General features: G+C 66.8%; 21 protein-coding genes. 13 read left to right on the top strand and 8 right to left on the bottom strand.

Annotated elements, in window-relative coordinates; genetic code table 11:
- The first annotated feature begins 7 nt into the window (after positions 1-7).
- The 5 genes from QFZ46_RS08775 (at position 8) to pknB (ending at position 7,691) form a co-directional block, all read left to right on the top strand.
- The gene (locus tag QFZ46_RS08775) at positions 8-1,333 is read left to right on the top strand and encodes a PP2C family protein-serine/threonine phosphatase (RefSeq protein WP_307360455.1); all 1,326 of its coding nucleotides are present in this window, start codon (positions 8-10) and stop codon (positions 1,331-1,333) included.
- Positions 1,333-2,718 carry an FtsW/RodA/SpoVE family cell cycle protein gene (locus QFZ46_RS08770; protein WP_307360454.1) on the top strand — a complete coding sequence of 462 codons (1,386 nt, stop codon included), beginning with the start codon at positions 1,333-1,335 and terminating at the stop codon, positions 2,716-2,718. The genes QFZ46_RS08775 and QFZ46_RS08770 overlap by 1 nt, the downstream gene beginning before the upstream one ends.
- Positions 2,715-4,172: a peptidoglycan D,D-transpeptidase FtsI family protein gene (locus QFZ46_RS08765; RefSeq protein ID WP_307360453.1), complete on the top strand. Its 1,458-nt coding sequence runs from the start codon at positions 2,715-2,717 to the stop codon at positions 4,170-4,172. Before QFZ46_RS08770 ends, QFZ46_RS08765 begins: the two co-directional genes overlap by 4 nt.
- Positions 4,169-5,911: a protein kinase domain-containing protein gene (locus QFZ46_RS08760; RefSeq protein WP_307360451.1), complete on the top strand. Its 1,743-nt coding sequence runs from the start codon at positions 4,169-4,171 to the stop codon at positions 5,909-5,911. The genes QFZ46_RS08765 and QFZ46_RS08760 overlap by 4 nt, the downstream gene beginning before the upstream one ends.
- Before the next feature lie 70 nt (positions 5,912-5,981).
- Positions 5,982-7,691, top strand: coding sequence for a Stk1 family PASTA domain-containing Ser/Thr kinase (gene pknB, locus QFZ46_RS08755; RefSeq protein ID WP_307360449.1), 1,710 nt, complete (start codon positions 5,982-5,984; stop codon positions 7,689-7,691).
- Positions 7,692-7,704: 13 nt separating this feature from the next.
- Here pknB and QFZ46_RS08750 read toward each other — a convergent pair whose 3' ends face one another.
- The 3 genes from QFZ46_RS08750 to QFZ46_RS08740 are packed head-to-tail and all read right to left on the bottom strand — an operon-like array spanning position 7,705 to position 9,292.
- Complete coding sequence (locus QFZ46_RS08750) at positions 7,705-8,340, bottom strand: anthranilate synthase component II (RefSeq protein ID WP_307360446.1); 636 nt, start codon at positions 8,338-8,340, stop codon at positions 7,705-7,707.
- Positions 8,337-8,492 carry a hypothetical protein gene (locus tag QFZ46_RS08745; RefSeq protein ID WP_307360445.1) on the bottom strand — a complete coding sequence of 52 codons (156 nt, stop codon included), beginning with the start codon at positions 8,490-8,492 and terminating at the stop codon, positions 8,337-8,339. The genes QFZ46_RS08750 and QFZ46_RS08745 overlap by 4 nt, the downstream gene beginning before the upstream one ends.
- Complete coding sequence (locus QFZ46_RS08740) at positions 8,492-9,292, bottom strand: class E sortase (RefSeq protein WP_307360442.1); 801 nt, start codon at positions 9,290-9,292, stop codon at positions 8,492-8,494. Before QFZ46_RS08740 ends, QFZ46_RS08745 begins: the two co-directional genes overlap by 1 nt.
- A gap of 78 nt (positions 9,293-9,370) precedes the next feature.
- On the opposite strand from QFZ46_RS08740, the gene QFZ46_RS08735 reads away from it, so the two are divergent.
- On the top strand, positions 9,371-9,610 hold the full coding sequence (locus QFZ46_RS08735; RefSeq protein ID WP_307360439.1) for a cell division protein CrgA: 240 nt from the start codon (positions 9,371-9,373) through the stop codon (positions 9,608-9,610).
- Positions 9,611-9,798: 188 nt separating this feature from the next.
- On the opposite strand, the gene QFZ46_RS08730 is transcribed toward QFZ46_RS08735, so the two are convergent.
- On the bottom strand, positions 9,799-10,698 hold the full coding sequence (locus QFZ46_RS08730; protein WP_307360438.1) for a rhomboid family intramembrane serine protease: 900 nt from the start codon (positions 10,696-10,698) through the stop codon (positions 9,799-9,801).
- 24 nt (positions 10,699-10,722) lie between these two features.
- Complete coding sequence (locus QFZ46_RS08725) at positions 10,723-11,280, bottom strand: peptidylprolyl isomerase (RefSeq protein ID WP_307360435.1); 558 nt, start codon at positions 11,278-11,280, stop codon at positions 10,723-10,725.
- Positions 11,281-11,435: 155 nt separating this feature from the next.
- Between QFZ46_RS08725 and QFZ46_RS08720 the strand changes: the two genes are divergently transcribed.
- Positions 11,436-11,933 carry a DNA helicase gene (locus QFZ46_RS08720; RefSeq protein WP_307360432.1) on the top strand — a complete coding sequence of 166 codons (498 nt, stop codon included), beginning with the start codon at positions 11,436-11,438 and terminating at the stop codon, positions 11,931-11,933.
- 38 nt (positions 11,934-11,971) lie between these two features.
- Complete coding sequence (locus tag QFZ46_RS08715) at positions 11,972-12,472, top strand: aminoacyl-tRNA deacylase (RefSeq protein WP_373457671.1); 501 nt, start codon at positions 11,972-11,974, stop codon at positions 12,470-12,472.
- A gap of 18 nt (positions 12,473-12,490) precedes the next feature.
- On the opposite strand, the gene QFZ46_RS08710 is transcribed toward QFZ46_RS08715, so the two are convergent.
- Positions 12,491-12,913 carry an NUDIX hydrolase gene (locus tag QFZ46_RS08710; protein ID WP_307360429.1) on the bottom strand — a complete coding sequence of 141 codons (423 nt, stop codon included), beginning with the start codon at positions 12,911-12,913 and terminating at the stop codon, positions 12,491-12,493.
- Between the two features lie 58 nt (positions 12,914-12,971).
- On the opposite strand from QFZ46_RS08710, the gene QFZ46_RS08705 reads away from it, so the two are divergent.
- Positions 12,972-13,202, top strand: coding sequence for a tautomerase family protein (locus QFZ46_RS08705; RefSeq protein ID WP_307360428.1), 231 nt, complete (start codon positions 12,972-12,974; stop codon positions 13,200-13,202).
- Between the two features lie 7 nt (positions 13,203-13,209).
- On the opposite strand, the gene QFZ46_RS08700 is transcribed toward QFZ46_RS08705, so the two are convergent.
- Entirely contained in the window at positions 13,210-14,805 is a 1,596-nt protein-coding gene (locus QFZ46_RS08700; RefSeq protein ID WP_307360426.1) for an amidohydrolase, read from the bottom strand.
- A gap of 94 nt (positions 14,806-14,899) precedes the next feature.
- Here QFZ46_RS08700 and QFZ46_RS08695 point away from each other — a divergent pair, with 94 nt between their 5' ends.
- Positions 14,900-16,021: a M24 family metallopeptidase gene (locus tag QFZ46_RS08695; protein ID WP_307360424.1), complete on the top strand. Its 1,122-nt coding sequence runs from the start codon at positions 14,900-14,902 to the stop codon at positions 16,019-16,021.
- Here QFZ46_RS08695 and QFZ46_RS08690 read toward each other — a convergent pair.
- Positions 16,002-17,138 (bottom strand): aminotransferase class V-fold PLP-dependent enzyme, encoded by a 1,137-nt coding sequence (locus QFZ46_RS08690; protein WP_307360421.1) that lies wholly within the window; start codon positions 17,136-17,138, stop codon positions 16,002-16,004. The two genes, QFZ46_RS08695 and QFZ46_RS08690, sit on opposite strands and share 20 nt — an antisense overlap.
- Positions 17,139-17,315: 177 nt before the next feature.
- On the opposite strand from QFZ46_RS08690, the gene ectA reads away from it, so the two are divergent.
- The 3 genes from ectA to QFZ46_RS08675 all read left to right on the top strand — a co-directional run bounded on the left by ectA (position 17,316) and on the right by QFZ46_RS08675 (position 19,688).
- Complete coding sequence (gene ectA / locus QFZ46_RS08685) at positions 17,316-17,885, top strand: diaminobutyrate acetyltransferase (protein WP_307364546.1); 570 nt, start codon at positions 17,316-17,318, stop codon at positions 17,883-17,885.
- Between the two features lie 73 nt (positions 17,886-17,958).
- A complete protein-coding gene (gene ectB, locus QFZ46_RS08680) occupies positions 17,959-19,299 on the top strand; it encodes a diaminobutyrate--2-oxoglutarate transaminase (RefSeq protein ID WP_307360420.1) in 1,341 nt (446 codons plus the stop codon).
- Positions 19,296-19,688: an ectoine synthase gene (locus tag QFZ46_RS08675; protein WP_307360418.1), complete on the top strand. Its 393-nt coding sequence runs from the start codon at positions 19,296-19,298 to the stop codon at positions 19,686-19,688. The genes ectB and QFZ46_RS08675 overlap by 4 nt, the downstream gene beginning before the upstream one ends.
- Positions 19,689-19,690 lie beyond the last annotated feature (2 nt).

The raw sequence follows: 19,690 nt of genomic DNA, 5'->3' as shown, positions 1-19,690 counted from the left end.
CGTCGGCATGGTCTTCGAAGGGTCGAGCGCGGCGATCTCCCATACCGGGAAGGTGCGCTCCAACAACCAGGACTCCGGTTACTCCGGCGCGAACCTGTTCGCCGTCGCCGACGGCATGGGCGGACACGCCGGCGGCGATGTCGCGTCCAGCATCGCCGTCCAGCGGCTCGAGCGGCTCGACCAGTCCTTCCCCGACGTCGACGAGGCGCAGGCCTCTTTGCAGGCAGCAGTCACCACTGCCGCCGGCGACCTCATCCGCGCCGCCAAGGAGCGCCCGGAGCTCGCCGGACTCGGCACAACGGTCAGCGCGATCATCATGGTCGACGATCACGCCGTCATCGGCCACATCGGCGACTCGCGCATCTACCTCTACCGCGACGATGAACTGACGCAGATCACGGCCGACCACACGTTCGTGCAGCGGCTGGTCGACTCCGGCCGCATCACGCCGGAGGAGGCGCGCTACCACCCGCGCCGTTCGGTGCTGATGCGTGTGCTCAGCGACATGGACCACGACCCCGAGTTGGACATGTTCGTCATGCCCACGTTGCCGGGGGATCGCTGGTTGCTCTGCTCCGACGGACTTTCCGGTGTCGTCGACGAACTGCACATCCTCAAGGCGATGCGGCTCGGCCTTCCGCCAGGACGCACCGCCGACAACCTGCTCAAGCAGGCACTCGACGGGGGCGCCCCTGACAACGTCACCGTCGTGCTCGTCGAGGTCGGCGGCGTGCACCCGGTCTCCTCGGGGACGGCGACGATCGTCGGCGCAGCATCCAACCCGTCGGGTGTGCTGATCCCGGCCGCCCGCGCAGGACGCACGAGCTGGCTGCACCCGGTTCGCCAGGCGGCGAACGAACCGTCGCACTTCGAACCCGCGGCCGACTACCTCGAAGAGCTCATCGAGGAGGATCGCCGCCGCGCGAAGCGTCGCCGGATCGGCTGGATCTCCGCACTGATCGTCGTTCTGCTCGCCCTCACCGGCGCGGGAATGCTGGCGTACAGCTGGACGCAGACGCGCTATTTCATCGGCGCGGATGACGACAGCGTCGTGATCTTCCAGGGCGTGCAGCAGAGCATCGGACCTATCTCGCTGTCGACCGAGATCGACGACACCGGCATCCTGCTGGCCGATCTGCCGCCGTACCAGCGCGCCTCTGTGGAGCGGACGATAAACGCCCGTTCGCTGTCCGATGCCATGGCGATCGTGGACCGCCTGCGTGCCGGCTCAGAGGCTGTCACGGGTGAGACACCCTCGCCGACTCCGCCGCCCACGCCGCTTCCCACTCCGACGCCCGCTCCCACGGGAACGGGCGGAGGAGGTGCCGGATGATGAGCACTGACGTCGCCGCCGACACCGCGGTCATCAAAGCCCTCAAGCGGATGCGATTGCCGCAGACGCAGCGCAACCGTGAGTTCTGGCTGCTGCTGTTCGCCTGTGCGATCAGTGGCGCAGCCCTGTGCCTGGTGCAGCTCGGCGCACTCGGCCTGATCGACCCTTTCATTCTGTTCATCGGCGGCGGGCTCGCGGTGCTCGCCTTCGCCCTGCACTTCGTGCTGCGGATCGTGGCATCCGATGCCGACCCGTTCGTGCTGCCCATCGCGACCCTGCTGACCGGCCTCGGCATCGCGATGATCTATCGGATCGACATCGCGCTGCACAACACCGGTTGGGCGGCGTACTCGACCAAGCAGCTCGCCTGGACGGGCATCTCACTCGCCGGCGCCATCGCGATCGTCATCCTTCTGCACAACTACCGCGTGCTGTTCCGGTACACGTACCTGTTCGGGCTCGCCGGAATCGTGCTGCTGCTTCTGCCGTTCGTCCCCGGGCTCGGAGCCTCCGGGTCGAATGCCGACGTGTGGGTCACCCTGGGCGGAATCTTCGCGTTCCAGCCGGGCGAACTGGCCAAGATCTGCCTGGCGATCTTCTTCGCGGGCTACCTCGTCCGCACCCGCGAGAGCCTCACCTCGGTCGGGAAGGTCTTCCTCGGCATCACGTGGCCGCGAATGCGTGAACTGGGCCCGGTGATCGTCGTGTGGCTGATCTCTCTCGGCATCATCGTCGTGCAGCGCGACCTCGGCACCGGCATGCTCATCTTCGGCATGTTCATCGCCATGCTCTACGTCGCCACCGGCAAGACCAGCTGGGTGCTCATCGGCCTGGCGATGGTCGCAGCTGGAGTCGCCGTCGCCACGCAGATCCTCAGCTACGTGCAGGGGCGCTTCACCAACTGGCTCGATGCGTTCAACCCCGATGTCATCGCGGCGCAGGGCGGGAGCTACCAGCTCGTGCAGGGCATCTTCGGCCTCGCGCACGGTGGCCTGATCGGCACCGGTCTCGGGCAAGGGCGCCCGACTGTGACCCCGCTCGCGCACAGCGACTACATCATCCCCAGCCTCGGTGAGGAACTCGGTCTCATCGGCCTGTTCGCGATCCTCGCGCTGTACATGGTGTTCGTCAGCCGCGGCGTGCGCATCGGCATCGCCGGGCAGGATGACTTCGGCAAGCTGCTCGCGACCGGCCTGTCGTTCACCATCGCGCTTCAGGTGTTCATCATGGTCGGCGGTGTGACGCGCGTCATCCCCCTGACCGGTCTCACCACCCCGTTCCTGGCCGCCGGCGGATCGTCGCTGGTCGCCAACTGGCTCATCGTGGCGCTGCTGCTGCGCATCTCAGACGGCGTGCGCCGTCAGCCCAGGGTGGTGATCGGATGACCAAAGAGCTCCGCAGGCTCACCATCGTGATGCTGTTCATGTTCCTGTCGCTGTTCGCTGCGACCAGCTGGATCCAGGTCGTCGCGGCCGACGAGCTCGGGCAGGCCGAGCGCAACACGCGCTCTCTGCTCGACAGCTACGGGATCCAACGAGGCTCGATCATCGCCGACGGCGTGCAGATCGCGCACTCCGTAGCCAGTGAAGACGAGTTCCAGTACCAGCGCGTGTACGCCGACTCACCGATGTGGTCGAGCGTCACCGGATTCTTCAACCCTGCACTGCAGTCGTCGACCGGCATCGAGAACGCGTTGAACGCCGATCTCTCCGGCACCGGTGCCAGTGCGTTCCTCGCGGAGATCGAGCGGATCGTCTCGGGCCAGGCGCAGACCGGGTTCAGTGTCGAACTGACCTTGGATGCCGAGGCCCAGCGGGCCGCATACGAGGCGCTCGGCGACCTGCAGGGCGCCGTGGTGGCGATCGAGCCGTCGACGGGACGGATCCTCGCAATGGTGTCGACTCCCGGGTACGACGCCAACGCGATCGCCGTCCACAGCGCCTCACAGGCTGAGGCCGCGTACGACGCGCTCGACGCGCTGAAACCGAACCCGTTGCAGAACCGCGCGATCGCGGGCAACCTGAACCCCCCTGGCTCGACGTTCAAGATCGTCGTCGCTGCGGCAGCCTATGCGACAGGCGAGTGGACGCCGGAGTCGGAGCTTCCGAACCCCGCCCGCTACACGCTTCCGGGTTCCTCCTCCCAGGTCTCGAACGCCACGGGTGGCACGTGCGGCTCCGGTGCGACCGTCACGATCGCGGACGCCATACGTCTCAGCTGCAACATCCCGATGGCCGAGCTCGCGGTAGAGCTCGGCGATGCGAAGATCCTCGAGATGGCGGAGAAGTTCGGATTCAATCAGAGCTTCTCCACACCGCTGGAGTCGACGCCTTCCCGCTACCCGCGCGGACTCGACGACGCGCAGACGGCACTCACCGGATTCGGTCAGGGTCAGGTGACCGCAACGCCGCTGCAGATGGCCATGGTCTCCGCAGGGCTCGCCAACGACGGCATCGTGATGAATCCTCGGCTCGTGGATGCCGTGATCGGAAACGACCTCTCGGTGGTCCGCCAGTACGAGAACAGCGAGTTCGGTCGCGCGACCGAGGCTGATGTCGCGAACGCGGTGAGCGACGCCATGACGGCGAGCGTCGCAGACGGCGCGGCGACGGGTGCAAGAATAGACGGCATCGACGTAGCCGGTAAGACGGGGACCGCCGAGAACGATGGCGACGAGCCGTACACGTTGTGGTTCACCGGTTTCGCACCGGCGGACAATCCACAGGTAGCTGTGGCGGTCGTCGTCGAAGACGGCGGCGGAATGGGACAGTCGGGATCCGGTGACACGCTCGCCGCCCCGATCGCGAAGAAGGTCATTGAGGCGGTGCTTAACGGATGAGGCCGACGCAGGGTGTGTCGTTCGGTGGTCGATACGAGCTCCAGTCGCGTATTGCGATCGGTGGCATGGGCGAGGTCTGGGAAGCGACGGACCACGTCATCGGACGGACCGTCGCCATCAAGATCCTCAAGGACGAGTACATGGGGGATCCGGGATTCCTCGAGCGCTTCCGCGCCGAGGCCCGTCACGCCGCACTCGTCAACCATGAGGGCATCGCCAGCGTCTTCGACTACGGCGAGGAGAACGGCAGTGCCTTCCTCGTCATGGAACTCGTCCCCGGTGAAGCACTCTCCACGCTCCTCGAGCGGGATGGGGCGCTGAGCGCCGACAAGACGCTCGACATCGTCGCACAGACGGCATCGGCGCTGCAGGCCGCGCATGCCGCGGGTCTCGTGCACCGCGACATCAAGCCCGGAAACCTGCTGATCACTCCGGACGGCCGGGTCAAGATCACTGACTTCGGCATCGCACGCATCGCCGACCAGGTGCCGCTGACCGCAACGGGTCAGGTCATGGGCACCGTGCAGTACCTCTCGCCGGAACAGGCCTCGGGGCACCCGGCCTCGCCCGCGACCGACACGTACTCGCTCGGAATCGTGGCGTACGAGTCGCTGGCGGGCAAGCGCCCGTTCACGGGCGAATCGCAGGTGGCGATCGCGATGGCGCAGATCAACGAGCAGCCGCCGCCGCTGCCGCCGACCGTGCCGATCCCGGTGCAGAACCTCGTGATGGCGATGATCGCGAAGAAGCCGTCCGACCGGCCTTCTTCGTCAGCCACTGTCGCACGCGCTGCACAGGCGCTGCGCCGCGGCGACCTGAACTCCGCAGCGATCGCCGTACCGGCCATCGCCACCGGCGGTGTCGCTGGCGATGACGCCACCCGCATCCTCACCGCCAGCGGCGACGACGGCACGACACGCATCCTCCCGACCACTGCGCAGCTGCCCGCCGACGGTGCCGGCACAGACGCAGAGGGCAAGAAGAAGAAGCGCAGCCCATGGACCTGGCCGCTGATCGCGCTGATCGTGCTCATCGCTATCGTGCTCGCAGGAACGGTGTTCGCGCTGATGAACCAGGGCGATCCGGACCCCGTCGAGAGCACCACCACATCCGCGCCACCGTCTCCGACGCCCAAGCCCACCACGCCCGCGCCGACGCCCCCTCCAGAGCCCGATCGCGTGGACGTGGCGTCGCTCAACCTGGTGGGCCTCGACTGCGCCGCCGCGACGACGACGCTGAAGGACAACGGTTTCTCGGACATCAGCTGCGTCACGGGCGATGCCGCACCGTCCGATGACCAGGTCGGCAAGGTCTACAAGGTCGAGCCGCTCGGGAACGTGGCGGTCGATCAGACGATGACGCTGACCACCTACGGCGACCGTGCTGCGCTTCCTGCGCCGACGGATGCGCCCGCGATCACCGGTGATCCCGTCGCCGACGGGACCGTGACGATCTCGTGGGGCGCTGACTTCGTCTGCCCGAGCGGATCCAACCTCACCCGCTACACCGTGCAGCTCACCAACGGCACCCCCGTCTCCGGGGGGCCCAACTTCCCGCCGACGCAGCGCAGCGCCGAGGTCAAGGTGGCGAACGCGGAAGGCCAGCAGCTGATCGCGACGTACACGGCGACATGTGCCAGTGGCGACGAACGTGTCACCCCGTCGTCTCCGCCGCTGTCCGTGACGATCCAGCCGGCCTCGATCCTTCCCGGCGACGGGGGCGAACTCCCCGAAGGCTGAGAGTTATCTCAGGGGAGCTGAGGGTAACCTTAGGAAGTCCATGCCATTGTCGCACCAGGGGGAGTCACCAGTGTCCGCAGAGCCGCGCATCATCGCTGAGCGATACCGCGTGGACGAACTCATCGGCCGGGGCGGCATGGCGAAGGTCTATCGTGGCTACGACATCACGCTCGGACGTGAGGTCGCCATCAAGATCCTCGATCCTGATCTCGCGCGGGATACGGCGTTCCGCACGCGTTTCCGCCTGGAGGCGCAGGCGGCGTCCCGCATGTCGCACCCCTCGATCGTGCGCGTCTTCGACGCCGGCGATCCCACTTCCGCACCGCACGGCGTCCCCGCCGGATCCGCCGGCAGCGAGCCGTACATCGTCATGGAGCTGGTCCAAGGTCGCCAGTTGAAGGAGATCATCGCCGAGGGTCCGGTCCCCGTCGAGGACGCGGTGCGCTATGTCGACGGCATCCTCGAAGCACTCGACTACTCGCACCGCGCAGGTGTCGTTCACCGCGACATCAAACCGGGCAACGTCATGGTCACTGCCGCCGGCAAGGTCAAGGTCATGGACTTCGGCATCGCCCGCGCCGTGTCCGACTCGTCCTCGACGGTCGCCGAGACCACTCAGATCATCGGCACTGCGGCATACTTCTCGCCGGAACAGGCCAAGGGCGAACCTGTCGATGCACGCGCCGACCTCTACTCGACCGGCATCGTGCTCTATGAGCTGCTTACCGGACGACAGCCGTTCCGCGGCGAATCACCTGTGGCGGTCGCCTACCAGCACGTGAGCGAGACGCCGCTGGCTCCGACCGAGGTGAACGACCAATCCCCTGGTGCTCTCGATCCGATCGTGCTGCGCGCCCTCGCGAAGGATCCCTATCAGCGGTATCCGGATGCCGCGCACTTCCGCGCGGCACTCGATGACGCCGTCGCGGGCAAGGCGCCGAGCAAGAAGCAGCTCGGTGCGCTCACCAGCGAACTCTACGGCCCGAGCCCTCGTCAGGCGCAGGAGACCGCGCGTTCGCTGCGTCAGCTCAGCAGCGACACCACGATGACGCGCACGCAGTCCGGACCGCCGGTGGTGTGGATCTGGGCGGGCGTCGCCCTGCTGGCGGTGCTGCTCATCTCGGTGCTGGTGTGGGTGCTCACGATGCCGCGCGGCGAGCAGATTCCCACGTCGTCGCGCACCGTCCCCGACCTGATCGATGTGTCGTACGAACGCGCGCAGGAAGACCTCGAGGCTCTCGACCTCCAGTCCACGCTGGTCTACGAGGCGAGCCCGAGCGTCACCGAGAACAACGTCATCCGTACCGACCCGGAGGCGGGCCAGTCCGTCGAGGCCGGTCAGCGGGTCACGATCTACGTCTCCTCAGGTACAGAGACGGTTGAGGCCCCTCCGCTCGTCGGGCTCTCGCAGACGGCGGCGAAGGAAGCCTTGAGCAAGGCCGGCCTCGCACTCGGCAATGTGATTCAGCGCAATGATCCGGACAGCGCCGCCGACACCGTGCTCGAAGCGAGCGTGGAGGCCGGTGCTGAGGTCGCGCCCAAGACTGTCGTCAACCTTGTCGTCGCCAGCGGCCTGGTCACGCTGCCCGACGTCTCCGGTTGGACGGTGGATGCGGCGACCGCGAAGCTCGAGGAGCTCGGACTCACCGCGGTCGCGACCGAGCAGGCCGATTGCCCCGCCACAGATCCGACGACCGTCGTCTCGATGTCCGTGGCCCCCGGCGACGTTCCCGTGCACTCCGAGGTGCTGCTGCGGTACTGCAGCGCCCCCGCGAAGTGACCCGGTCCCGCTGCTAGCGTGCGAGCGGATGCAGTCGGGATGAAACTTCGACGGCATCCGGATAACCGACCTGCGCCAGCCAGTTGGCCAGCAGGCGGTAGCCGTGAGGGGTGAGCACGCTCTCCGGGTGGAACTGAACTCCGTGGATCGGCAGCTCACGATGCGTCATCGCCATCACGGTTCCGGATGCCGTTCGCGCAGTGACGCCGAGCTCCGTGGGAAGGTCGGTCTCGGCGATCGCGAGCGAGTGATACCGCCCGACATCGAAGGGCGAGGGGATGCCGTCGAACAGGGCAGAGCCATCGTGGGCGACTGCGGAAACCATGCCGTGCATGAGTTCCGGCGCTTCGGACACTTCTGCGCCGAATGCGGTGCCGATCGCCTGATGCCCGAGACAGACCCCGAGCAGCGGCATGCGGCGCTCAGCGGCGAGCGCGACGATGTCGACTGACGCCCCGGCGTCCCGTGGCCGGCCGGGGCCCGGCGAGAGCAGCACCGCGTCGAAGGCGGGCAGGAGGCGGGCGAAGCCCGCGGCGTCCGCAGCATCCGCTTCGATCAGTTCGACGCGCGACCCGAGCTCTCGCAGATACCCGACGAGCGTGTGCACGAAACTGTCGTGATTGTCGACGACCAGCACCCGTACGCTCACGCCAGATCGACCTCACCGGGAGTGATGAGCGGACTCACCCAGGGGAACACGTAGAAGAACAGCCCGTAGAGGATCGCGGCGACCACCACCAGCAGGATGAGCAGCCGCAGCCACCATGGGCCCGGCAGAATGCGCCAGATCGCTGCGTACATCAGGAAGCCCCCTCGGCGGACGGTGTCGCGGGAGCGACCGGCGACAACGAATCGGGTGCGCCCTCTGCGCGCGGTTGGAAGTTCTCGAACACCCCGTAGGCGACGATCCGCTCGTCCAGAGAGTACAGCGGCGAACACGCGGTCAATGTGATGTAGCGCTCGCCTGTCGTCAGCTGCGGCGCCTGCGGCACGTCGAGGAGTACATCGACTTGCGACGGCTTCACGTATTCGAGCGTACGGAAGCGATAGGTGTACCAGCCATCGGGCGTTTCGACCACGATCGCGTCGTTCAGCTTCAGCTTGTCGAGCTGGTTGAAAGGCTTGCCCCACGTCGTCCGGTGACCGGCCAAGGAGAAGTTGCCGACCTCGCCCGGCATCTTCGAGTTCGTGTAGACGCCGATCCCCAGGTTGTCGAGAGTGCGCGCACGGCTGGTGCCGCCGTAGATGCCGACGTTGTAGTCCGTGCCGAAGCGCGGGACGTGCATCTGGGCGAACCACTGTGCGTCGGCGGGCGCTGCGGGTATCGGAGGTTCGTAGTAGGTGGTGCCGTCGTCGGCTTCGACGAGCGGAGGAGGCTCAGGTGCCGGTTCCTGCGCGAGCTGTTCTGAGACGGCCGCGCCCTCTTCGTTGTTCTGTGCAGCGATGATGATGTCACCGATCCACATCTGCCAGGCGACGAAGAGAAGAACGAGCACTCCGGCCGTCAGCAGCAGTTCCCCGAGCACACTCGTGAAGGTCGCCCGGGATGCTCGACGAGGCCGGCGGGCGGGCACGGTCGCGGCCGCCCCAGATGCACTCATAGCGGCGATCTTATCCCGCGCGGGTGCACACCGGATTTCGGAGATGGGAGTCATCGCTCTCTTGGGTAGACTGACCCCATGGCACGAGACCGTAAGAGCGAAGAACCCGCTGTCGAGCGCGCTGAAGGCGAGGCGGCACCGAACGCCGTGTGGTTCAAGCCGGTGATGCTCGGCTTCATGCTGCTGGGACTCGTGTGGATCCTGGTGTTCTACATCTCGGGCATGCAGTTCCCTGTTCCGGGCATCGGTTCATGGAACCTGGCCATCGGCCTCGGCATCGCGCTGATCGGGTTCCTCATGACGACGCGCTGGCGCTAACCGCAACTTTTATTCAGAGGGCCTCTCGCTTCGCGAGGGGCCCTCTCTCGTTGGTGTCCGGACTTCGTAGTGCAGTTATCCACAGGCTTGTGCACAGCCTGGGGAGAATTACACCGGTGTTATTCACAGGGGTGGAGAACGCTGTTAACAACTTCTGACCGGGGGTGAATGCACCCAGTCAGGATTTCTCAGACGGCGCCGACGAGGAGGGGCGGGATGACGAAGACCGCGACGAGGAGAACGGCGGCGAGGGCGATCAGGAGAAGGATCTGCCAGACGCGCTGCTCCCGCTTGCGGGTGCGGAGCACGATCAGTCCGACCAGCGCACCGACGACGGCTCCTCCCACATGCGCCTGCCATGCGATGTTGAAGCCAGGGATGAAGCCGATCACCAGGTTGATGCCGAGCAGCACGAACAGTCCGGTCATATTGGCGCCCAGGTGCAGGCCGATCACCAGCAGCGCTCCGAAGAGCGAGAACACTGCGCCGGACGCGCCGACCGTCGCGGACCCCGGGGAGAGGATTCCGACGGCGACTGATCCGCCGATACCGCCGAGAACGTAGAGCGCGAGGAAGCGCCATCGTCCGAGCATGGGCTCGAGGCTGCGGCCGATCATCCACAGCGCGAGCATGTTCAGACCGATATGCCAGATGCCGCTGTGCACCAAGGCTGCGGTGATCAGACGCCAGGGCTGGAACGGCGCCCCGGAGAGCTCGGGGAAGAGGTAGCCGACCCAGAACTCGAAGAGCCCGGTGATGTTGAGTCCCGGAACCAGCTGAAGCAAGCCGACGAACGCGGTCACCGCGATGATCCCGTAGGTCATCAACGGCCGGCCGGACTGAACGGTGGCGATCGACCCGCGAGAGCGAGCACCCCGGCCCCACTGCCGCTGCGCGCGCTTCTGCGCGGGTGTGCGATTGCTGCGCTCGGCCTTCATGCACTCCGGGCAGATGACGCCGACGGCCGCCTGCGTCTGGCACTCGGGGCAGATGGTGCGCATGCACCGCTGGCAGAGCACGAAGCTCTGCCGATCCGGATGGCGGTAGCAGAAGTTGTCACGATTGCTCGTGAACTCGGGTGTCGTCATCCGGATCGGCCTGAGAGTCAGAACTCAGACGGCAACGATGTCGACCGACTGGAGGACGACGTCCTCCAGCGGCTTGTCGCCGGCGGCGGTGGGAACAGCGGCGATCGCGTCGACAACCTTCTTGGAGGCGTCATCCGCAACCTCACCGAAGATCGTGTGCTTGCCCTGCAGCCACGGGGTCGGGTCGGTCGTGATGAAGAACTGCGAGCCGTTCGTGCCCTCGGCCTTGCCGGTGATCGCGTTGCGGCGCAGGCCCGCGTTGGCCATGGCGAGGATGTAGGGCTCGTTGAAGTTGAGCTCCATGTTGATCTCGTCGTCGAAGTTGTAGCCGGGGCCGCCGACGCCCTGACCGAGCGGGTCGCCGCCCTGGATCATGAAGTTCGGGATGATGCGGTGGAAGATGACGTCCGTGTACAGGGCACCGTCGCCGGGCTTGCCCGTTGCGGGGTCGGTCCACTCCTGGGTGCCGTCGGACAGGCCGACGAAGTTCTTGACCGTCTTCGGAGCGTGGTCGCCGAAGAGGTTGACGACGATGTCGCCGTGGTTGGTGTGCAGGGTTGCGACATGTGAATGCTGAGCCATGCGTCCATTCTCGCAGAGCTTGCAGTGTGCTGGCCGGAAGTGCCGACACGTTAGCGCGCGCAGTTCCGGTTGACAAGGGCCAGCGCAATCACTGCCAGCATCCAGTCTCATCTGGCAGTATGGGATTTCCGTACTCCAATGGACAGGAGAACACCGTGAGCATTAGCCGCAAGCGCAAAAAGCAACTGCGTCGCCTCCAGAAGGACGCCAACGAGCTGTGGGAATCGCAGCAGGTCGTGGTCGGACACGCAGCCGATGTCGCCCGCGAGGCCGGCCGTCAGCTCAGTGGCCTCGGTCGTGAGCAGGTGGTTCCCGTCGTTCAGGACGCCTACAACCATCGGATCGCCCCGACTGTGAATCGCGGCGTGAAGTTCGGTCGCCACGTCGTGGACGACAAGGTCGTCCCGATCATCGGCGGCGTCGTCGGCTCCGCCCTCACGGCGTGGGATGTGGCGAACGCCAAGCGCCAGGGACTCGAGTTCGCCAACGGACGCATCGTGAAGAAGAAGCAGGGTCCGGGCATCGGCTCGGTCATCGCGATCATCCTCGGCGCGGCTGCGGCCGTCGGCGTTCTCTACGCCGCATGGCAGGCACTGCGCACGGACGACGAGCTCTGGGTCGCGGACGACCCGCTCTCCGCACCCGACGCGTGACCCCCTCGGCTTCTGCCGCTTCGACCCCTGAGCCTTCGATCGGCTCAGGGGTCGAAGTCGCGTCGCAGCACGCGCGCGTGCGGGATGCCGCGGCGGCCCGCGGTCTCGACATCGAGATCCGCGAGCGTCCGAAGGCGAACAGCCTGCATGAGGCGGCGGCACTGCTCGGTCTCGACCCGTCAGGCATCGTCAAGACGCTCGTCGTCAAGCGCGCCGATGACACCTACCTCTTCGCACTCGTGCCAGGCGGGCGATCGATCTCGTGGCCGAAGCTGCGCGCCGTCGTCGGCGTGAACAAGCTGCGCCTGCCCGAGGCCGAACTCGCACTGGCCGCGACCGGATACGAGCGTGGCACGATCGTTCCCATCGGCAGCACCACCGACTGGCCGATCTATGCCGATGAGTCGATCGTCGGCCAGCGCGTCGCCATGGGCGCGGGCGCACACGGTTACAGCCTCTTCGTCGATGCGGACGACCTGATCGACGCCTACGGCGCGACGGTCGCCGATATCACCGTGCCGGAGCAGCCGCGCGACTGATTGCACCCGTCCCGCGGGTCAGAGAATTTCCGCCATCCGCAGCGCGATGTCGACGAGCTTCACTCTCTGCAGCTCCGCCAGTGCGGGCAGCGAGAACCAACCCGCCATGTCGGTGGAGCCGTTCTCCTCGAAGCGCAGCTTTCCCCCGCTGATCTTGGCGCGGTACACGATTCGCAGGGTGTGCAGCGGTGCGCCCGACTTCTTCACACGTCGGCCGGCGGGTATCACTCTCGAATGGATGCCGAGAAGCCCTTGTACGTGCACGGTGTAGCCGGTCTCCTCGCGGACTTCACGACGAACAGCGTCTTCGGGATCCTCCCCGGGTTCGAGCCCACCGCCTGGCATCGTCCATGCGACGCGGCGGCCCTCGGTCCACCGGGCGAGCAGCACCCTGTCGTCGTCATCGGTGACGACCGCATATGCTGCAACGCGCAGATCCATGGCCTCACACTACCCGGAGCCATGAGACCCGCCCTGCCGTGTGTCCTAGGCTGTGGCCATGCCGAACATCAGAGTGGAACTGCTCCCCGGACGCACTGTCGATCAGCGCCGCGCCTTCGCTGCGGCAGTCACATCCGCTGCAGTCGACGCCCTCGGCGCGCAGCGCGAGCACGTGCGGATCATGTTCGAAGAGGTCGCCGCCGACTTCGTCGCCAACGGCGGCGTGCTGGCGAGTGAGGACGACGACCGCGCCACCGCCGTGGCCCGCGCGGCATCCCACTCAGCCTGACCTCGGATCAGGGCATGCGGGTGCCGCCGAGATAGGTGGCCTGCACCCGCGTTTCGGCGAGCTCCTCGGCCGTGACCGTGACCGGATCCCGGTCGACCACGATGAAGTCGGCGAACAGTCCTGGTGCCAGGCATCCGACCTCACGCTCGCTGAACAATTGCCACGCGGCGTTCGTCGTCTGTGCCGCGACGGCCTGGGCGCGCGTGACGGGTGTGCCGCCCGGCATCCGGAACCCTGAACGCGTGGTGCGCGTCTCGGCGACCGCCATGTTGCGGAACGGCTCGTTCGGCGTGACCCAGCCGTCGTTATGGAATGTGGCGCGATGCCCCGCGGCGAATGCTGCACCGGCATCCGCCCACGCGCCGCCATGCTCGGCGCCGAACAGGTCGTCGACGAGCACCTCACCCCAATAGGTGATGTGGTCGACGAACAGGCTGACGGTGACTCCGAGGGCTGCCGCGCGAGTGAACTGCGCCGGTGTCATGGCGCCGCAGTGCTCGAGCCGGAAACGGTGATCGGTCAAGGAGTGCTTCGTGATGATCTGCTCGTAGACATCGAGTGTGGCCTCCACTGCCAGATCGCCATGCACGTGACAGGCGAGCTGCCATCCACCGGCCGCATAGGGCTCGGCGATCGAGAGCAGTTCGTCCGCCGTGTAGTTCGCCTGCCCGATGTGGTGCGGCTCGAGGCCGAGTCCGCGGGTTGCTTCGGTGTCGAGGTAGGGGAACGATGTGGCGATGTTTCCGACCCAGGGGGATCCGTCCGACCAGGTCTTCACGCCGGCCTGACGGAACATCGGGTCTTCGCTGCCGCGTTCCGCGGGAAGGCCGCCAGGGCGCGACATCTCGTACGTGCGCAACCTGACCGGCAGGAGGTTCTTCTCCTGCAGCGCCGCGACGAGCGGATTCATCTCCGGGTTCCAGGTGAGATCCGACACGGTCGTGATGCCGCGCAGCGAGAGGTCGCGCAGGTGACCGGCGAAGATCTCCGGCAGGTGCGCCTTCGCTGTCGCGAGCAGCGGGGCGATGATCTGTCCGACCGCCGCCTCCTCGAAGGCCACTCCGCTGAGCTCACCGTCCGCTTCTCGTCCGAAGCGGGATCCTGCGGGGTCGGGGGTGTTCCGGTCGAGTCCGGCCGCTTTCTCGGCGGCGGTGTTGAAGTACGCGGAGTGGCCCGAGTTGTGGATCACGACGAGCGGGATGTCACCCGCGAGATCGTCGAGGAATGCACGCCGCGGTTCCGGAAGGCCGCGCTGGAGCAGCGCATCCCACCCGTTCGCGAACACCGCCTTCCCATCAGCGGTGGCGACGGCTTCCTTGAGCGCAGAGAGGACTCCCGCGGCGTCTGAGAGCGTCACAGGGCGGATGTCGACGACGAGGTGCGACAGCAGGATCGACGAATATCCGGGATGCCCGTGCGGTTCGATGAGTCCGGGCATGACCCAGCCGTCCAGAGCTACGGTGTCGGCATCCGGATGCTGCGCCGTGAGCTCTGCGGTCGATCCCAGCGCGACGACCCGACCATCGGCGACGGCGACGGCCTCGACTTCCGTATCGAACGCTGGTGCGAGCGGGCGGATGCGGCCGGTGAAGACTGTCGTCATGGCGCCAGTCTGGCAGGGCCGCGGGCCGAAAGGTTGAGACGGACGATCAGAACCGCCCAAGACTCGAGGCGCATCCCGGAGTAGCGTGGCAGGCGTGAGCAGCCTGCCTTTCCCCGCCTCCGTGTATGCCGCCCGACTCGAACGCGCCGCAGCCCTCGCTGCAGATGGCGGATTCGATGCGATCGTCGTCGGACCAGGTCCAGACCTGCAGTACCTCGTCGGCGTGGAGGGTGACACGATCGAACGCCTGACCGTGCTGCTGATCGGTCCGTCGCTCGCGCCGACGATCGTCGTGCCTCGGATGGAGCTCGCGAAGGTGCGATCGACAGCGGTGGGGGAGCTCGGTCTCACGGTTCTCGACTGGGTGGACGGTGAAGACCCCTACGCTCTGGTGAGCAGTGCGCTCGACCGGGTCACTCGCGTCGGTGTCTCGGATGCGCTGCCGGCTCTGCACGTCATCCCGATCGGCGAGCGCCTCGGCGTGCGGCTCGAGCTCGCGACGCCTGTGCTCCGCGAGGGGCGCATGATCAAGGATGAGACCGAGATCACCGAACTGCGCCGTGCCGGTGCCGCGATCGACGCTGTGCACCGCCGGGTTCCGCAGTGGCTGCGCGCCGGACGCACCGAACGCGAGGTCGCCGCCGACATCGCCGAGGCGATCGTGGCAGAGGGGCACCGGACGGTCGAGTTCGTGATCGTCGGCTCCGGCCCGAACGGCGCCGACCCGCATCACGAGGTCTCGGATCGCGTGATCGACGACGGCGACATCGTCGTAGTAGACATCGGCGGCGCGGTGCCCAGCGGTTACAACTCGGACAGCACCCGCACGTACGTCGTGGGCGATCCCGACCCTGACGTGGCCGAACGGATCGCGGTGCTCGTGAGCGCTCAGCAGGCCGCCGTGGACGCCGTACGACCGGGTGCGACGGCATCCGAGGTGGACGCCGCCGCCCGGGAGGTGCTCACTGCCGCCGGTCTGGGCGATGCGTTCCTGCATCGCACGGGGCACGGCATCGGAGTATCAGTGCACGAGGAGCCGTACATCGCCCCCGGCAACGACCTGGTTCTGCGCGAGGGCATGGCGTTCAGCATCGAGCCCGGCATCTACTTCGCGGGCGAATGGGGAGCGCGCATCGAGGACATCGTCGTGGTCACTGCCGACGGTTGCGAACGGCTCAACGTCGCTCCGCACGAACTCACGCGGGCGGACGGCTAGAGTCCAAGGCCGCAGCGAGCCGTGACACCGTTCCCTCGACATCGGCGAGCTTGTCGAGGCCGAACAGCCCGAGCCGGAAGGTCGAGAAGTCCTCCGGCTCATCGCAATGCAGCGGCACGCCGGCGGCGATCTGAAGTCCCAGCTCCTTGAACGCCGCACCCGACTTCAGAGCAGGGTCATCCGTGTGCACGACGACGACACCCGGGGCGGCGAACTCAGCGGCCGCGACCGACGAGAATCCGTGTTCGGTCAGCAGCTCCCGCACCCGCGTGCCGAGTTCGATCTGCGCTGCGCGCAGCTCATCGAAGCCGCGGCTCTGCGTCTCGAGCATGGCGGCGAGGTTGTGGGTCAACGGGTCGGTGGGCATGGTCGCGTGGTACGCGGCACGGCCGGCGCGGTACTCGTCGGCGATGACCAGCCACTTTCCGAGGTCGGCGGCGAAACTCGTCGAGGTCCGGTCGCGCACAGCATCCGCACCCGCTTCGCTGAGCATGACGAAGCCGGCGCAGGGGGAGCCGCTCCATCCCTTCTGCGGTGCGCTGAGCAGCACGTCGACGCCGAGGGCCTTCATGTCGACCCACATCGCGCCGGAGGCGATGCAGTCGAGCACGAGCAGGCCGCCGACCTCGTGCACGGCATCCGCCAACGCGCGCACGTAATCGTCGGGAAGGATCATGCCCGCTGCGGTCTCGACGTGCGGGGCGAAGACCACCTCGGGGCGGCGAGCGCGAATCGCCGCCACCACCTCCTCGAGAGGCGCCGGCGCCCATGCGGCCTGAACATCGTCGGAGTCCGGTCGGGCGGCGAGCACCGTGACGTCGTCGCTGATGCCGCCGGTCTCGAGGATCTGCGACCAGCGATACGAGAACAGACCGTTGCGCACGACGAGGACGCGTCGGCCGGTCGCCAGTTGACGCGCGACGGCTTCCATCGCGTAGGTGCCGCCGCCGGGAACTATCGCCGAGGTGTGCGCGTTGTACGCCGCGCCGAGGATCTCGAAGGTCTGCTGCATCACCGCGACGAAGCGCGCGGACATGTGATTCAAGGACCTGTCGGTGAAGACCACCGAGTATTCCAGGAGGCCGTCTGGGTCGACATCGGCGTGCGGAAGGCTCATGCGCCCAGCATCCCACAGGGCCCCGCACACGGCGATCCTGTCGCCGTGGATTTGAGGTCGCACCACGTGCATGACAGTGTGGAAGACGGACCGATGCTGTTTCACCCAGCGGAGATCACACCCAATGGACACCAATTCTTGCGAGCTGCACACCCCGATCCGGGACGGTGACACGCTCTGACTTCCCCCGGCTCTGTCGAGCCGAGCACGTCAGCACAGGCCGCGCATATCGATGCACGGTCGGGTGAGACGAGCCTGATCCGGCCGCCCCGCATCGACGAGGGAGTCGAACTCTGGCGCATCGCCCGCGATTCGCGGACGCTGGATCTGAACTCCTCGTACGCGTACGTCCTCTACGCTCGCGACTTCGCCTCGACGTGCCGCATCGCACTCGTGGGCGGTGAACCGGCCGGCTTCGTGATCGGCTATCGCCGTCCGGCAGACCCCTCGTGCCTGTTCATCTGGCAGGTCGCCGTCGACGCCCGCTTCCGTGGGCTCGGCCTCGCCGGACGGATGCTGGACGATCTGCTCCACGACCGGACCATCACCCCTGCCGTGCGCACACTGCAGACCACCATCACCGACGACAACGTCGCGTCGCAGCAGACCTTCCGCAGCCTCGCCCGCCGCTGGAACGACGCGCCCGTGACCGTCGCCCCCCTTTTCGAGAGCGCGCATCTGATGCACCCGTCGGATGCGGCGCATCACGAACCCGAACGGCTCTACGAGATCGGTCCGCCGATGTAGCCGTCGACTCCGCCCACCCGGGGCGGCGTGCGCTCCCCGCACGTGATCAATCAAGGAGGAGAACCACCACGCAATGAACATCTTCACCCAGCTGGAATCCGAAGTCCGCAGTTACTCGCGCGCATGGCCCGTCGTGTTCGATCGCGCGATCGGCAGTCTGATGTACGACGAGGACGGCAAGGAGTACCTGGACTTCTTCACCGGAGCCGGTGCGCTCAACTACGGGCACAACAATCCCGAGCTCAAGCGCGTACTCCTCGACTACCTGGCCGATGACCGCATCGTGCACTCGCTCGACATGTTCACCTCTGCCAGGCGCGACTTCCTCGAGACGCTCGACGAGGTCATCCTGAAACCTCGCGACCTCGACTACAAGGTGGTCTTCCCCGGCCCCGGCGGAGCCAACGCCGTCGAAGCCGCGCTGAAATTGGCACGCAAGGTGACCGGTCGCGAATCAGTGGTCAACTTCACCAACGCCTTCCACGGCATGACGCTCGGCGCCCTGTCCGTCACCGGCAACTCGCTCAAGCGCGGCGGCGCCGGCGTGCCGCTCGTGCACGCGACACCCATGCCGTACGACGACTACTTCGACGGCGACTACCCCGACTTCTTCTACTTCGAGCGGCTGCTCGAAGACTCCGGCAGCGGGCTCAACATCCCGGCCGCCGTGATCGTCGAGACGGTGCAGGGCGAGGGTGGCATCAACGCGGCACGCGCAGAATGGCTGCGACAGCTCGCTGCGCTCTGCACGCAGCACGACATCCTGCTCATCGTCGACGACATCCAGATGGGCTGCGGTCGTACCGGCGACTTCTTCAGCTTCGAAGAGGCAGGCATCGTGCCCGACATCGTCTGCCTGTCGAAGTCGATCTCCGGCTACGGCATCCCGATGGCGCTCACCCTGATCAAGCCCGAGCTCGACGTCTGGCAGCCGGGGGAGCACAACGGCACCTTCCGCGGCATCAGCCCGGGCTTCGCGACGGCCGCTGCGGCGCTGCGGCGCTACTGGTCCGACGACGAGCTGCGCGACTCCACGATCACGAAGGGCGCACGCGTCGAGGGATGGTTCAACACCTTCGTCGCCAGATACCCGCAGCACGAGCTCATCGCCAAGGGGCGCGGACTCGCCCGCGGTCTGCAGTTCCCCTCCGGCGAGCTGGCGGATGCCGTGTGCCAGGCCGCCTTCGAACGCGGACTGCTCATGGAGACCTCCGGACCCGAGGGCGAGGTCATGAAGATCCTCCCGGCCCTGACCATCACCGACATCGAACTCGAGCGCGGCCTGCGCATCATCGACGAGTCCGTGCGCGCCGTGCTCGGCGAGCCCGACCCGCATGCCGCGGATCACACGGTCGACCACGATGCAGACCGCGCAGACCACAACGCAGAGAACAAGGAGCACACCCCCGCATGATCGTCCGCACACTCGACGAGATCACCGACACCGACGCCGACATCAAGACCGAGAACTGGCGCAGCAAGCGCATCGTGCTCGCCAAGGAGAAGGTGGGCTTCTCGGTGCACGAGACCACGCTCTATGCCGGCACGGTGAGCCGGTTCTGGTACGCCAACCACATCGAGGCCGTGTTCGTCGTGGCGGGCGAGGGAGAGATCACCGAACTCGCCAACGGGAAGACGCACCAGCTCGCACCCGGATCGCTGTATCTACTGAACGAGCATGACAAGCACGAGGTGCGCCCGCGCACCGAGATGCGCGTCGTGTGCGTGTTCAACCCGCCCGTCACCGGCCGGGAGGTGCACGACGAGAACGGGGTCTATCCGCTCGTCACCGAACCCGCATGATC

Origin of the sequence: Microbacterium murale, from assembly GCF_030815955.1 — a bacterium.
GTDB lineage: Bacteria > Actinomycetota > Actinomycetes > Actinomycetales > Microbacteriaceae > Microbacterium > Microbacterium murale_A.
This window is presented reverse-complemented; position numbering and strand designations above follow the sequence as displayed.

Coding starts and splice junctions, on each gene's coding strand:
- QFZ46_RS08725 (WP_307360435.1), bottom strand. CDS start 11,280: ATGGCTCAGCATTCACATGTCGCAACCCTGCACACCAACCACGGCGAC.
- QFZ46_RS08710 (WP_307360429.1), bottom strand. CDS start 12,913: ATGGATCTGCGCGTTGCAGCATATGCGGTCGTCACCGATGACGACGAC.
- QFZ46_RS08770 (WP_307360454.1), top strand. CDS start 1,333: ATGAGCACTGACGTCGCCGCCGACACCGCGGTCATCAAAGCCCTCAAG.
- QFZ46_RS08760 (WP_307360451.1), top strand. CDS start 4,169: ATGAGGCCGACGCAGGGTGTGTCGTTCGGTGGTCGATACGAGCTCCAG.
- QFZ46_RS08765 (WP_307360453.1), top strand. CDS start 2,715: ATGACCAAAGAGCTCCGCAGGCTCACCATCGTGATGCTGTTCATGTTC.
- QFZ46_RS08690 (WP_307360421.1), bottom strand. CDS start 17,138: ATGAGCCTTCCGCACGCCGATGTCGACCCAGACGGCCTCCTGGAATAC.
- ectB (WP_307360420.1), top strand. CDS start 17,959: ATGAACATCTTCACCCAGCTGGAATCCGAAGTCCGCAGTTACTCGCGC.
- QFZ46_RS08740 (WP_307360442.1), bottom strand. CDS start 9,292: ATGAGTGCATCTGGGGCGGCCGCGACCGTGCCCGCCCGCCGGCCTCGT.
- QFZ46_RS08730 (WP_307360438.1), bottom strand. CDS start 10,698: ATGACGACACCCGAGTTCACGAGCAATCGTGACAACTTCTGCTACCGC.
- QFZ46_RS08705 (WP_307360428.1), top strand. CDS start 12,972: ATGCCGAACATCAGAGTGGAACTGCTCCCCGGACGCACTGTCGATCAG.
- QFZ46_RS08735 (WP_307360439.1), top strand. CDS start 9,371: ATGGCACGAGACCGTAAGAGCGAAGAACCCGCTGTCGAGCGCGCTGAA.
- QFZ46_RS08745 (WP_307360445.1), bottom strand. CDS start 8,492: ATGTACGCAGCGATCTGGCGCATTCTGCCGGGCCCATGGTGGCTGCGG.
- QFZ46_RS08700 (WP_307360426.1), bottom strand. CDS start 14,805: ATGACGACAGTCTTCACCGGCCGCATCCGCCCGCTCGCACCAGCGTTC.
- QFZ46_RS08775 (WP_307360455.1), top strand. CDS start 8: ATGGTCTTCGAAGGGTCGAGCGCGGCGATCTCCCATACCGGGAAGGTG.
- QFZ46_RS08675 (WP_307360418.1), top strand. CDS start 19,296: ATGATCGTCCGCACACTCGACGAGATCACCGACACCGACGCCGACATC.